Source organism: Lacticaseibacillus huelsenbergensis (assembly GCF_029726355.1).
Taxonomy (GTDB): Bacteria; Bacillota; Bacilli; order Lactobacillales; family Lactobacillaceae; genus Lacticaseibacillus; species Lacticaseibacillus casei.
Genome location: NZ_CP120687.1, coordinates 1,589,120 through 1,603,319 on the forward strand (window position 1 = coordinate 1,589,120; position 14,200 = coordinate 1,603,319).

A 14,200-nucleotide genomic window follows, 5' to 3' on the forward strand; every position below is an offset into this window, starting at 1 on the left:
TGGATATGTTTGGCGGTTTATTTAAAAAGAAAGATGCTCAGAGACCCTCATCTGCGGTGTCAAAACAACGTGATCAACCAATTTCGTCAACCGATGCTGCGGATCTGAAGGAAAAAGTTGCCAGTTTAACGGAACAAATCAAGCGAACAACGGACGATAAAGAAAAGCGGCATCTTTTATATAACCAACTAGGCGCTGTACAAGCAAAATTAGGGAACGATTTGGCGGCCATTGCTGCGTATGAAGCGAGCATCAAAGACAAAGAGGAATTCGGGGATGCTTATAATGCTTTGCTGAATCTGTATGAGGTACAGCGGAAACAAGCGGCAAAAGCAAAGAACGATGACGATATTCAGAAATGGGTTAGCAAAACAGATTCGTTGCTTGATATGTCGAAACGCGTCATGCGGTCTGGTTTTGGCTATTAATCTAGGAGGCAATCATATGTACAAGAATTTAAAGCAATTAATGGATGAAGCACAAGCACTCGATTACACGGTCGGCGCCTTTAACGCGCACAATTTAGAGATGGTGCCACCAATGATCATGGCGGCCAAGGACGCAGGCTCTCCTATTATCATACAAACCAGTGTGGCAACGGCTCAATATGTCGGCATGAAGAACTTTGTTGCTGTTTGCAAGTCGATGGCGCAAGACTTATTAGTTGATGTGGACCTGCATCTTGATCATGCCAAGTCGTTTGATGCCATCAAAGAAGCGATCGATGCCGGTTATTCCTCGGTCATGTTTGATGGCTCGGCCCTGCCAAATAAAGAAAACATGGAACGTGCACGACGGGTGGCCGACTATGCCCACGAACATGGCGTCTCTGTTGAATGTGAGATTGGAACAATCGGCGGAACTGAAGAAGGCGTAACAGTTAAGGAAGGACGTTACACAGATCCGCAGCAAGCAATTACGTTCCTGAATCATGTAGATGTTGAAGCTCTGGCAGTCGGCGTTGGTACGCATCACGGCCAATTTAAATCAAAAACCAAATTGAACTGGCCTTTAATTGAAGAATTGCATCAAGAAATCAGTACGCCAATGGTCATTCATGGTGGCACTGGCGTTAATGAAGCCGATTATCATCGATTAACTGAGAACGGATTCCGAAAATTCAACGTTGGGACAGAGTTGTTAGTTGGTTGGACCCGCAAAGCAAAAGAGATGTTTGGCCAGACAGAAGTCAATAACTCTCTGCGCAACAACATCGAGCCATGTAACCAAGTCGTTTATGATATCGTCAAACACAAAATAGGGCTGTTCTTAAATAAGGACGCAGAAGTTCCAGTGAACGCATAAAGCGATAGGAGGAGACGACACGATGGCTGTTGATACACAAGCTTTGGTTCTGTTAGCAGGCGCGCCTGGTACTGGCAAAACGTATGCGGCAAACAAAATCATGCAGGCAATCAGCGGGTTCGTGTCGCTGCCGCTCGATCTTTTTAAAGAGCACCTCTACGATGAGCTGGGTTTCGACAATCTTCAGGAAAAGCAAACGCTTGATGCCGAGGCAAGGACACGTTACTACCGTGGCATTGATATTCTGATGAGCGAACACAAAATGATTCTAGGCGATTACCCGTTTAGCCGTCTGCAAAAACCAGCACTCGAAAAGTTGGCCGCAAAGTATCATTACCCAGTCATCACAATCCGTTTAGAAGCAGACATCAAAGTACTTTATAATCGCCAGCGTCAGCGCGATCTGTCTGATCCCCGCCACCTTGGCCATCTCATGAATCATTACCATCGTGGTGATACCCTTGAAAGTATTAACGAAAAACCCGATGGCATGCCTTCGTTTGAAGTGTTCAGCAACCGAGTGTGTGATCGCGGCTATCAGAATTTTCAGATTGGCAGGCTGATCAGGGTGGACGTGAATGATTATGCGAAGGTGGATTATCAGACGCTGGTGGCACGATTGAAGGAGTTTTTGAAGGCATCGGCTGTCGGACAAATAGGTTGAAGATATGAGACTACTTTGTTGACGAGTCTGTAAAACCTATCGTAAGACTTGGAGGTTGAGAAGAGATCATCGAGATAAACTCTCGATGATCTCAACCGCGAGTTAGGGAGCTAGCCTTGCATGGCTGGCTTTTTTTGTTAGTGACAAGGATTACATTCTGCAAGGACGAATATGAGCCTTGACACATACTGAAGCGGACAAAAACATACTGAAGCGGGAAAATAGCACAAAAAGTTTACTGGTGCAGACAAATAGTTGACTAATCTGTCATTTCTAACGTATAATTTAGGAGTTGAGAAAAGGCCACCGGGGTGCGACCCGATGACCTCGAACGCGGTTCAGATGACTTTGGGGTAAGCTAACTTTGACGGTTAGCTTTTTTGATTATCGCATACGCTTTAGCGCTACTGGTAATCAGTATGCTTAGCGCGATAATAATCGACGCCACATCCAAAAAGTGGCAACCCCCTTTGTCTCCTGAGTCTGGCATGGCCATCACCTCCACGGTTCAAAAAATGTTGAGTGGTGTGTGCCATCCAATCCGCTAGACTAAGAAGTGAGGGTAATTAGTCCTCTTTCTCTGTCATGATTCAAGTCTATAGGTTGTTGCGTATCCAGTCAATAAGAACACGTTGCAAGCTTTAAACGCTTTATGTAGAGATATCACTTGTGGTCGACATGTTTGATTTTTCAACTTAACTAATTAGTAAGTTGACGAATCAGCCATTTCTAACGTATAATTCAGATATTGAAAAGAGGCCACCGGGATGGGACCCCGATGACCTCGACGCGAGTTAGAAGGACGTTGGAGAAGCTAGCCGAAACGGTTAGCTTCTTTTAATATCTTGGTTGCCAGAGCGTAGATGTAATACGCCTTGGCAATGATCAAGATAGACAACGCTATTTCTAGCGTAGCCAAGTCCTCCGATCCTTCCGTTTAGCAGGGTTTCACCTCCGAGAGCTAGAATATTGAGGGGTGTTCCTTGCTAATTCGCTAACCTAAGTGAAGAGGGTAATTGCTCCTCTTTCTTAGCCATGCATTTAGTGTGTAGAGTATACTATATGTCGTCAATAAGAACGGAATTATGAGATAAATTGGCTGACATAATAAAGCTTGTTTATGTTGACGAGTCAGCCATGTTTATCGTATAGTTTTGGTATCCAAGTGGCGATTTTTTTCGTTTTACAAATTTGGCATGGCTGCCACCTCCACGGTTTAAAGTATTGAGGGTGTGTGCCATTACTATAGCTCTGTCTGGTAAACTTACCGGGCAGAGCTATTTTTTTAATCAAATATGTACACGAATACACAAGAACTGTTTTCAAGATTTCACTATAAGCGCTTATTTACAGGCAGTGTGAGTCGAAAGCCTAAAAATTACTGATGAGCAGCCTTGACTAGTGAATAAATTCACTTACAGTAGTTATTAGAAGGTTAGGACGATAGTGTCATTTACAACCGAAACCACTTGTTTGTTTTCATTGCGCAAGAATACGTCATTCACGACGCTTATAATCTGAGAACGCTTAGAATTTTTGACACGGGTACCATGAAAGCATTCAATCCAGTCTCTGAAGGTGTCAGGGACATTTACATGTTGGATCGGAAGGGAAAGAACGCGCATGATTAAGATTTTACTGGGTTTAATTGTACTTATTAACTTAGGTTTCCTTTTCTATTTTGTACGTGATTTGCTACGGCACCGCTCGGAAGTCATGACGGAACCGGCAACAACTTGGGCCTTACCATTCAGCTCATTCCTGATTTTTCTTCTTTCGACGTTTGGCATTTCCGATTTCGCCATTAGCACCGCACTGTATCCTAAGGTCAAATGGGTATCGATCAAAAAACTTCCTGGTACCTTGAATACGCAATGTGTTATTCCGGTGGCTGCCATGGCGCTTTCATACATTACTGCCATTACGGTTGATATTAAAACGTTGGCGATTTGCATCATTGCGGCGGTGATCGGTGCCTATATCGGGCCACAGTTTGTGGTTAAGCTTCCCGGTGACACCATTAAAAAGTTTGTCACGGCTGGCTTGCTGATTGCGGCATTGATGATTTTGGCAGGCAAGTTCAACTGGATTCCCGCTAATGGAACGGCCACGAGTTTATCTGGTTGGAAGCTGATATTGACGGCTGTTTTATTGTTCGTGTACGGCGCGTTGAACAACATTGGCATTGGCTCGTATGCCCTGACGATGGCGACTGTGTATGCCATGGGACTCAACCCGTCAGCAGCTTTTCCAATCATGATGGGTGCCGCAACTTTTTCTGTTTCGACGAGTTCCATTCAATTCGTCAAGTTGGCAGATTATAGTCGGAAAATCACTTTATTCACGTCGACTTTTGGCGTTTTGGGTGTTTTAGTTGCCGTTTTCTTTGTGAAAAGTCTGGACACCAGCATGCTCCAATGGCTGGTGATCGTGGTGTTGCTATATTCCGTCATCAGCATGGCATTGTCGCTGCGGCAAAAAGAAGAAGCATAACTTGTTGACTAAATTTTGGATGATGGAGGTTATATGATGCGGATTTTGACGAAAAAAGATGTGCAAGCAGTTTATACGATGAAAGATGCGATTGCTGACGATAAAGTTGCGCTGGCGGCTTATTCTAAGGGCGATGCGACTGTGCCGTTGCGGGCCAACATTGATGTTCAGGCGTAACACGGTCAGAGCCTCTACATGCCGGGTTATGCTGCAGGTGAGCAACCCGCGCTCGGCGTTAAAATCGTCTCCGTTTATCCTGATAACATCGACAAGGGCTTGCCGAGTGTCCCAGCGACTATGGTCAGCCTGGATCCCAAGACCGGCATTGTGTCGGCGATCATTGACGGAACCTACCTGACGCAGCTACGAACCGGTGCGCTTCAAGGGGCGGCGACCGATCTACTGGCTAATCCTGACGCTAAAGTGGCCACGTTAATCGGGACGGGTGGTCAGGCTCCAACACAGCTGGAAGCGATGCTCAATGTTCGTCAGTTAACCCGCGTCTATGTTTCTGATATCGACCATGAGCGTGCAGCAAAGTTTGCCCAAGACATGACTGCTCGTTTTGGTAAGCAGTTCAATGCCGACATTCTGCCAGTCAACGATCTTTCTAAGGCGATTCGGGCATCGGATATCATTACATCAGTTACGACTTCAAAGCAGGCAACCTTTGATGCAGCTGATGTACAACCCGGCACCCACGTTAACGGCATTGGCGCCTATACACCAGAAATGCATGAGATTCCGGCCGAGCTTGTTCAACGGGCGGACAGCGTCATTTTCGATACCATGGACGGCGTTTTGGCGGAAGCCGGCGATATGATCACGCCGTTGAAAGAAGGGTTGGTCACCAAAGCGCATTATGACGGCGAACTCGGGCAGTTGATTAATGGCAAAATCAAGGGTCGGCAGCAGCATGATCAAGTGACGCTGTTTAAAGCCGTTGGTACGGCCGTGTTGGATGTGGTTGTGGCTGAGAAGATTTTGCAGGCGGCGGATAAGCAGCATGTGGGGACGAGTGTGGATCTTTAGTGCTGAATTGTTGAAAAGTGGCAGTTGTGACGTGAAGATGTCGCAACTGCCACTTTTGCTTACCAAAAATTCGGAAGTGGAAGTATGATCAAAAAAACGAGTAATACAACGTTGTATTTTTAGATACAACGTTGTATAATTTGAAGCGAAATGAAAGCGCATTCAATTCACGAGGAGGAAAGACTATGTCAACAACCAGTCCTGCACCAACGATCATCAGCACCGATCCTGGCATTGATGACGCAGTAGCGATTGCCATTGCGTTAGGCAGTCCAATGCTAGATGTACAACTCATTTGTCCCATTGCAGGGAATGTAAGCGTGGAGAAGACAACACTTAATACCCGGCGTTTGCTTACTTTTTTGAATAAAGCACCGCGAGTTGTTCAGGGCAGTAGTAAACCACTTTTGCGGCCGCTTAAAGATGCAAGTGGTGTTCACGGCAAGACGGGGATGGATGGGTATCCCTTCCCAGAGCCTGCTATGGAAGTTGATACGTCGATTCCTGCGGCGGTTGCCATGCATGAAACCGTGATGGCTAATTCCAGACCAGTAACGCTTATCGGTATCGGGCCGTTAACGGATATTGCTCTCTTTATTCATCAATATCCCGACGATCTAAAGAAGATCAAAGAACTTGTTTTAATGGGCGGGGCACTTGGACGCGGCAACCTTGGCGTTTTATCCGAGTTTAATTTTGGAACTGATCCTGAAGCCGCAAAGATTGTGTTTAATAGTGGTCTGCCAATTCGAGTTGCACCGATGGAAATTGGGCGACAAGCAAAAATTCTACCTGAAACATCGGAAAAGATTAAGCAGTTAGGCAAGGTTGGCGACATGTTTTATGCGCTGTTTTCCAAATATCGCGGTGGAAGTTTCAAAACTGGTTTGAACATGTATGATGCGCTTGCTGTAGCGATGATTCTTGAGCCGTCTTACTTCAATGAAGTAACAACCCACGTGGAGATTGAAACGCGTGGCGAATTTACAGCGGGGGCTTCACTAATCGATCTAAAAGGGTACTTAGGAAAACCTGATAATGCAAGTGTTGCTACTAACGTTGATTCAGAAAAATTTGAAAGTTGGTTTGTTGATGCGATTGCTGCAACTGCCAGTTTGTAGGTGACTGACAGTAACTAATGATCGCGTGAGGTAAAAAGAAAGACAGTAGGTGCCATTCTCTTATGAAAACACGAGGGTGGCGATGTTTTTCATGAGGGGGATGACATAATGAATGCAATTCTTGTCTCGGTTATCGGTATTCTAGCCGTTGCCATCTTAGTTTACATGCTGTTGAAGAAGAACGACATCAAGATGACATTATTGGTTCTTGGTATTACGTTAATGTATCTTGCTATCTTTCTAGGGAATAAAATCAAAGTCTCTGCATCGACTGGGACCGTGTGGCTTGATCCTTTTCAGGCAGTGGTAGATCAGTTTACTAATACGCTTGTCGGTCCTGGCTTTGTCATTCTGATTTTAGGCGGATACAGCGCCTATATGAGTCACATCGGCGCTAATCACGTCACAATTCAGGCGTTAACCAAGCCAATTGCCAAGATTCGATCGGTTTATATCCTAATACCGATTGTCTTCTTGATCGGTAACTTGCTATCACTCGTCATTCCTAGTGCGTCTAATTTGGCCATCATTTTGTTGGCGACTTTATACCCTGTTTTGCGGGCAGCAGGTATGAGTCGATTGTCAGCAGCGGCCATTATTGGCACATCGGCGACCATTGTTCCAACGCCCTTAGGTTCAGATAATGTTGCGGTTGCGGCCCAATTGCATATGGCCGTGACAGACTATGTTTTTAAAAGCCATGCGCTGGTTTCAATTCCGACATTGTTAGCGATTGCGGTGGTTCATTATTTCTGGCAAAAGCATGAAGATAAGGTTGATCCAGAGACACTGACCTACGATAAAGAAGTTGCAGAGAACCACGATGACGGCATTGACTCAAAGGAAAATGTTAATTCCTACCACGGTTTAACTGCGTTTGTTTATGGGTTATTACCATTGCTACCCATTGTTTTGCTATTGGCGATTTTCTTTACAAACATAGTGGCTGGCACAAAGTTAAATATTAACGTTCAATTGGTAACGTTGATCAGTTTTGTTGTGGCAGTGATCGTTGAATTGCTTGCCAAACGAAAAGTTCAAAACGTGCTTAAAGGCACTAATTCCTTTTTCACTGGAATGGGCGATGTAATGAGCATTGTTGCCTTGCTGGTGGCCGCCCAAACTTTTGTGCAAGGGTTAACTTCCTTGGGTATCATTGAGCTAATTCAGAATTCGATGACGCATATGAGTGGGTCGGGCATCGTTCTGCCCATTGTTATGGTTCTGTTCACCGCGGTCATTGTTCTATTAAGCGGCAGTGGCACAGCGTTGGTTTTTGCGATGATTCCACTGATCATTCCACTATCCAAGGCTGCGGGGATTGATCCAGTCGCGTTGTCAATTCCGCTTCAGCTTGCCGGTAACTTGCTACGCGCGGTTTCACCAGTTGCTGCGGTGGTGTTGATTGTGGCAGGAACAACCAAGTTATCACCTATTCAAATCGTTAAAAGAACGTCGGTGCCGATGGTCTTCGGTGTCGTGATGATGCTTGTTATGTCCCTGATACTTTTCTAGGCCTGACAATTAAGTTCAATTATTCCGGTTTGGTAGATGGTAAAATGGTGATGCTGCTTTCATGGTAGAATGAATTAAGTCATAATTCAGCCTGAAAGTGGAGAAAGACAATGCATCGTTCACCGAAGTATGTTCAAATTTACAACCAGATTTTGAAGATGATCAAACAAGGCCAACTAGCGCCAGGTTCTAAACTCCCTTCTGAGGAGGTACTCACCAATGAGTTTGAGGTTAGTCGCGTGACGCTACGTACGGCTTTGTCGTTGCTTAAAGAAGACGGTTTAATTCGCAGTATTCACGGACAAGGGCATTTTGTCGAGGCCGGGGAAAAAAAGACGAGTGGTATCGAAACGCTAGGCAATCCGATACTAAAAGGGCTTGTGCCGACAATTGAGCGGCGGGAGGCTTACTATCACGAAAACCAACCGAGTGAGTTCACAGACCAGCTGTTTGACAGTCACGACGAGCCGTATGACACACTTAATATCTGGTATCAGAATAATGGCGAGAATATTGGGAACACGTTGGCTATTCTGTTGCCAGAAACAGTGACCATGTTTCGCATTAACTTGAACCAGCCAGATAGTATCATTAACTTTTTGGAGAAATCCGTTTATCAAAAAGCTTCAAGATCATCGGTATCGATTACGTTGTCTGATCGCCAGCAGAAATCGTTTCGCCGCACCTTTAGTGACACAAGCCCGTTAATTTTGATGACAGAAGACATCTTTGGCCTGAATGGCGAAAGGCTCTTGCAAAACAAACACTATATTCCTGCTAATTTATTTAGAGTGAACGTTGTTAGAATTCAGCATGATTTACAAAGTCAAATTAGTCCGGTGGATTGACGCAATCAATTCTAATTAGCCAACTACCACTTGAAAAAGTTCCATACCACAAAAAAGCCGCCCCGATTTTCCTTTTCGAAAATCAGGGCGGCTTTCTCATGAGCTAAAGGAGGAAAATAATGAACTGCTAATCTTAATCAACAACCACTGACTAACTAAAACCCGCCTTCACTATTCTCGGCATCACGTACGGACAATCCTGCTTCCTTCAAGAAATCAGCGAACGGCCGCAAATCTTGCGCTTCGTAACGTTTGACGAATGCGTCGATTTCTTCTTGGGAGAATTTGGCTGGGTCGAGTTGCAGTTTTTCTACTGGCATTGGCCGATCGCCGGAAATCACTGCGTCAATTAAAACCGGTTCTGTTTTGGCGATCTCTTTTGCCTTGGCGAAGGTTGGAGCTAGGTCTTCGATTTTGGTGACCCGGAAGCCTTTCATGTTGACGGCTTTGGCAACTAGGCTGAAGTCAATGTCATCAAATTCGACACCAATGAAGTCATTTTTGTTAGTGTCTTCTTGTTCATCTTTAATGAAGGCATATTGCTTATTGGTGAAGATCACGTTAATGGCTGGCAGATGGTATTGAACCTGCGTGACCAGATCCTGCATGGTCATCGCTGCGCCGCCGTCTCCGGACAGGTTGAAGATTTGCCGATCCGGGAAGTCCAGTTTGGCCGCGATGGCACCAGGGATGCCGACGCCCATCGTTGCGAATAAGTTGGATGTGAAGTGACGATTTTTCGGCGTTAAATTCAGATTCCGGTTAGCGTTTAAGTTGATGTCGCCAACGTCAATCGAGAAAATAGCATCTTCATCCGCAATATCATTAACTGCCTTCAGAACCTGATAGGCTTGAAGCTCGCCGAATTGCTTGTTTTCCAGTTTGCTTAGATAGTCACGCCAGTTCTGTCGGTTGGCAAGATTGGCTTTCCACCATGGCGTTTCCTCGCGTTCGCTGACTTGTTCAAGCACTTGTTGCAAGGTTGCTTTGGCATCAGCTAAAATGGCAACTTCTGCCTGGTGGCGTTTACCCAATTTAGCCGGATCAACGTCAATCTGTAAGAAATGCTGCGTGTTCTTGAACGCATTCGAGACTTCAGCAAAAGGATAGTTATTACCGATAAATAGCACCGTGTCTGCTTGGGCTAAGGCTTCATTTGCTGGCTTTTGGGCGACGCGGTTGGCGGAACCTAAGTATGCTGGGTAACTGTCAGGAACAATGCCTTTAGCCGGATAAGTACTCATAAGTGGAATCTTCAGCAATTCACTAAGTTGTTGCAGCTCCTTGCCGGCGGTGTATGCGCCGATGCCATAGTAGATGACTGGGCGTTTGGCGTCGACTAATTGTTGCGTCAGCTTTTTCACCAAGTCAGGGTCAGGAACCGGGAGCAGCGGCTTTTGGTGATTGATGGCTGAAGCATACCAGCTATCTTGGGGAATTTCCTGCCATGGCAGGTCCACCGGAATTTGCACCACCGACACGCCTTGGTTGGCATAAGCGCGGCGGATGGCTTCATCAATCACGTGCGGCAGGGTTCTGGCGCTAACGGCGGTCACGTTATAAGCGGCAACGTCAGCATAAATCGGATTTTCATTCATTTCCTGAAAAGTATCCATATTCATACCGGTCGTGCCGAACTGACCGATCAATGCTAGCACCGGCACATGGTCTTCGCGCGCATCGTACAACCCGTTCATCAAGTGCGTGCCACCCGGTCCAGCTGAGCCAAAGCAGACGCCGATTTTGCCAGTCAACTTTGCATCAGCCGCCGCGGCCATCGCCCCGACTTCTTCATGCCGAACCTGAATATAATGGATGTTTTCCCTTTCGGCAGATAAAGCATCCATGATTGAATTAAACGAGCCACCCGGAATCCCGTATAAATGATCCACCTGCCATGCTTCCAAAACCTTCACCACTGCAAGACCAGCGGCAATGGTTGAACGATCATTGGTCATCTTCAACATCTCTCCTCGTTGTTGGAATACTTTGCACTATTAAATTTTACACAATCTAACGGCTTTAATATAGCATGACTTCAAATTAAGGGCAAGCGCTTACACGTTGAGAGGCGGTGTGGCGCTGTTTTTTTAGTGTTTTTTGGGAAAATGGGAGTCTTGTTTATCGTTGATGAGATCTTTTGAGTTGGCTTGGATGCAGAGGCAAAACATCGTCTTAGTATTTTGAAAGTTTGAATGCTTTCAATGATAGGGTTGGCCACCGTATAGTTGACATGTTGGATTTGGTTTAGAAAGGTAACTTTTGTGTCCCCTCCAAAGGACAGAATTCTGTAAGCGCTTTCTAATCAACTTGCGATAATGATGATGGAAGGAGATGAGACCAGATGACCACCGATCTTGCGCAGTCAGTGATTCATCTACTTCAAGACCAACAAGGTTTCATGACTTCTAATGAGCTGGCCGGAAAGCTTCAGGTTTCTTACAAGACGATTCAGCGGGTTGTGAGCCGCATCAATCGTGCTTATGGCAATAACGTGATTACATCTGAGAAGGGTCGTGGTTACAAACTAGACTATGAACGTTTTTTGTTAAGTAGACTGAGTGGCAAATCGCCGCGAGATCTCTCGCTGCCAGCAGAAAGGCAAAAGGAACTGTTGAAGCGATTATTGTTAGCAACACCTTCCAAATTAAAAGTTGCCGACTTAGCAGCGGATTTCTTTGTTAGTGAATCTGTCATTCAAAGCGATGTCAGCTCTTTAGAACCTTGGTTGAAAAAGTATGATTTGACCGTTACGCGCGTTAACCGAACACTCAGCATTCGAGGTGAGGAAAAAGACATTCGCGATGCTTTGATGGAGGTGATTCTTGGCTTGAGCAAAGACACAACCGTGAACTTTGAAGCGGTGAAACAAGGATTGGCGGAACATGATGCAACCTTTGCACTTAAACAAGTGGATGTTGTCGAGCAATTTTTAAAAGCGGATCTGCCATACCCTTACGATGTGAACTTATTCTCGCATATCTATGTGTTGATCAGTAGAATTCGTAAATTTGTCAAGCTTCCGATTGAGGATCGCGATATTACCCGATTAAAAGATAAGGTGCATAACTATCCAGATCTCTTCAGCGTCAGCGAGATTGTCAAACACAACTTGGAGAACTATCTTGGCGCACCGATATCGGAGAATGAAGTTTATTACTTGTTTCAGTATTTAATTTCGGCGCGATTTACCGGAACGGACTTCAAAACAAAAGCGGGGACATCAGCTTATACGTTTTCCGACGCTCTGATAACGTTGGTTTCTCAAGATGTTCAATTGCCCGATGACGCGCCGGCGATGATCGATGAACTCGTTTCACATGTCGCACCGATGTTGAATCGTTTGGAGAATAATATCCGCCTTCCCAATGCCTTACTGAAGGAAATTCAAGACGAATATCCTAAAGTCTATCAATCAGTGCTTCATGCCGCGGGAAAGCTAACCAAGAAGTTTGATTTACCTGAAATTTCTGCCGATGAAGTCGGTTTTCTTTCGCTTTACATTGCCAAATACGTGGAAAGTTCAAAGAAACCAAAGAAGGCAATCGTGATTTGTACGACTGGTCTTGGATCGTCTGAACTCATTAGCGCCAAAATTCGTAAAGATTTGCCCGAACTGGAAATCCTGGATGTGATCTCGAATCTGAATCTAGGAAAGTCGTTAGCTAAACATCCAGACGTAGATATCCTTATCAGCACGATTAATCTTCCCGAACAAAAACACATTCCGCAAGTTTTAGTAAGCGCTATGTTTACAGCGAAAGATAAAGAAAAGGTTGAAGAAGCATTGAGGGGGCGGCGAGATGGTTAAACCAGTGATACTTCGCTTTGAACCTATTTCGGAGGGAGAGATAAAAAGGCCTGTCGATAAACAAGCTGTCCTAAGGGCGATTTCTGATGCATTGGCAAAAGTTTCTGGACAAGAGGTTGCCCAGATCCAATCGGCTTTTTTAGAACGAGAACGTATCGGCAACACTTCTTTAACGTCAGGAATCGTCATCCCCCACGCCGTCTTAAATGGCCGCCAATCGCCTATCCTTGGCATTTTCAACTATCCCCAAGGTATTCAGGGCTGGGAAGATTTAGACGGCCATCCTATCACGCATGTTTTGGCCATTTTAATGGGTAAGGCGGGCATTACAGAACAAGAAGCAGATGATATCAAGCATTTCTTTATGGCATTAGCTTTACCGAACTTTTTACAAAAAATATCAGACACGAAGCAATCGCAAGCCACGATTGCCGTCATTAAACAACAATTGGAGGAAAAATAACATGTTAGTATCTGGAGATCGTTTATTGCAAGTCGCTAAGGAACATCACTTTGCCATTCCGGCATTCAATGCAGGCTCAGGACAATTATTTACGGCAACCTTGGAAAAGGCTGAGGAATTGCAAGCACCGTTTATTATGGCGATTCACCCAACCGAGCTTGATTTTCTACGAGACAGTTTTGTCGCTCAGGTCATTGATGCCGCTAATCATACAGATTTGCCGATTGCGTTGCATCTTGATCACGGGGCTTCGTATGAGCAGGTGATTCACGCTATCCACCTTGGATTCACCAGCGTGATGATTGACGCTTCGTTGACGGATTATGAACACAATGTTGCGTTGACCCAAAAAGTTGTTGAAGCAGCGCATGCAACCGGCGTATCAGTGGAGGCTGAATTAGGTACCATCGCTGACACAGGGAATGATGTTGAAGGTCATTTAACCGACAACGTGCAATACACCGATCCGGAAACTGCTAAGGAATTTGTTGAAGCAACTGGTGTGGACTCGTTGGCGATTGCGATTGGCACAGCCCATGGTCTGTATCCAAAAGATGTGAAGCCGAAGCTGAAGCCGGAAATCGTTAAGGCTGTCGCAGCAGCCGTTGATGTCCCGCTCGTTTTACACGGTGCTTCAGACAATCCGGATGACAAAATTGCGGAAGCGATTGAATACGGTATTAATAAGATCAACATTTCTAGTGACATTAAGATTGCCTTTGCCAAAGACTTACGGACGGTGCTTAATGAAAACGACCCAGACGAAATTCGGGAACCTAAAGTCCTGTTCCCATCACCAATGATTGCGACCCAAAAAGTTGTCGCACAGAAGATCAAATTATTCGGTGATGTTGATCGGACCAAGCTGTATTACCAAAATGAGCCGGTTAACGAAATTCCTTATGACGTTAAAAACTTCCAAGTTGAACATTTCAGCGCCTGATGTAT

At 45.2% G+C, this 14,200-nt stretch carries 11 protein-coding genes and 2 pseudogenes; 12 read left to right on the forward strand and 1 reads right to left on the reverse strand.

Going from position 1 to position 14,200, the window contains the following annotated elements:
* Nucleotides 1-5: 5 nt before the first annotated feature.
* The 9 genes and pseudogenes from LHUE1_RS07170 to LHUE1_RS07210 all read left to right on the forward strand — a co-directional run bounded on the left by LHUE1_RS07170 (nt 6) and on the right by LHUE1_RS07210 (nt 8,978).
* Entirely contained in the window at nt 6-428 is a 423-nt protein-coding gene (locus LHUE1_RS07170) for a hypothetical protein (protein ID WP_277848201.1), read from the forward strand.
* Between the two features lie 16 nt (nt 429-444).
* The gene (locus LHUE1_RS07175) at nt 445-1,305 is read left to right on the forward strand and encodes a class II fructose-bisphosphate aldolase (RefSeq protein WP_049170601.1); all 861 of its coding nucleotides are present in this window, start codon (nt 445-447) and stop codon (nt 1,303-1,305) included.
* Between the two features lie 22 nt (nt 1,306-1,327).
* Nucleotides 1,328-1,969, forward strand: coding sequence for an AAA family ATPase (locus LHUE1_RS07180; RefSeq protein ID WP_217774612.1), 642 nt, complete (start codon nt 1,328-1,330; stop codon nt 1,967-1,969).
* Nucleotides 1,970-3,411: 1,442 nt separating this feature from the next.
* Nucleotides 3,412-3,600, forward strand: a pseudogene (locus tag LHUE1_RS07185) (TrmB family transcriptional regulator); the annotation flags it as partial.
* The gene (locus LHUE1_RS07190; protein WP_049170604.1) at nt 3,593-4,462 is read left to right on the forward strand and encodes a sulfite exporter TauE/SafE family protein; all 870 of its coding nucleotides are present in this window, start codon (nt 3,593-3,595) and stop codon (nt 4,460-4,462) included. The pseudogene LHUE1_RS07185 and the gene LHUE1_RS07190, both read left to right, overlap by 8 nt.
* A 36-nt stretch (nt 4,463-4,498) precedes the next feature.
* Nucleotides 4,499-5,494: pseudogene (locus tag LHUE1_RS07195) on the forward strand (ornithine cyclodeaminase family protein).
* Nucleotides 5,495-5,679: 185 nt separating this feature from the next.
* The gene (locus tag LHUE1_RS07200; RefSeq protein WP_049170605.1) at nt 5,680-6,615 is read left to right on the forward strand and encodes a nucleoside hydrolase; all 936 of its coding nucleotides are present in this window, start codon (nt 5,680-5,682) and stop codon (nt 6,613-6,615) included.
* A gap of 108 nt (nt 6,616-6,723) precedes the next feature.
* Nucleotides 6,724-8,130 (forward strand): C4-dicarboxylate transporter DcuC, encoded by a 1,407-nt coding sequence (gene dcuC / locus LHUE1_RS07205; protein ID WP_049170608.1) that lies wholly within the window; start codon nt 6,724-6,726, stop codon nt 8,128-8,130.
* Nucleotides 8,131-8,240: 110 nt separating this feature from the next.
* Nucleotides 8,241-8,978, forward strand: a complete 738-nt coding sequence (locus LHUE1_RS07210) for a GntR family transcriptional regulator (protein ID WP_049170610.1) — start codon at nt 8,241-8,243, stop codon at nt 8,976-8,978.
* Nucleotides 8,979-9,133: 155 nt separating this feature from the next.
* On the opposite strand, the gene spxB is transcribed toward LHUE1_RS07210, so the two are convergent.
* A complete protein-coding gene (spxB, locus tag LHUE1_RS07215) occupies nt 9,134-10,945 on the reverse strand; it encodes a pyruvate oxidase (RefSeq protein WP_390882695.1) in 1,812 nt (603 codons plus the stop codon).
* Between the two features lie 377 nt (nt 10,946-11,322).
* Between spxB and LHUE1_RS07220 the strand changes: the two genes are divergently transcribed.
* From LHUE1_RS07220 to LHUE1_RS07230, 3 genes are read left to right on the forward strand one after another with little or no spacing between them, the layout of a single operon-like run.
* The gene (locus tag LHUE1_RS07220) at nt 11,323-12,789 is read left to right on the forward strand and encodes a BglG family transcription antiterminator (protein ID WP_049170613.1); all 1,467 of its coding nucleotides are present in this window, start codon (nt 11,323-11,325) and stop codon (nt 12,787-12,789) included.
* On the forward strand, nt 12,782-13,252 hold the full coding sequence (locus LHUE1_RS07225; protein ID WP_049170615.1) for a PTS sugar transporter subunit IIA: 471 nt from the start codon (nt 12,782-12,784) through the stop codon (nt 13,250-13,252). Before LHUE1_RS07220 ends, LHUE1_RS07225 begins: the two co-directional genes overlap by 8 nt.
* Before the next feature lies 1 nt (nt 13,253).
* Nucleotides 13,254-14,195 (forward strand): ketose-bisphosphate aldolase, encoded by a 942-nt coding sequence (locus LHUE1_RS07230; RefSeq protein WP_049170618.1) that lies wholly within the window; start codon nt 13,254-13,256, stop codon nt 14,193-14,195.
* Nucleotides 14,196-14,200 lie beyond the last annotated feature (5 nt).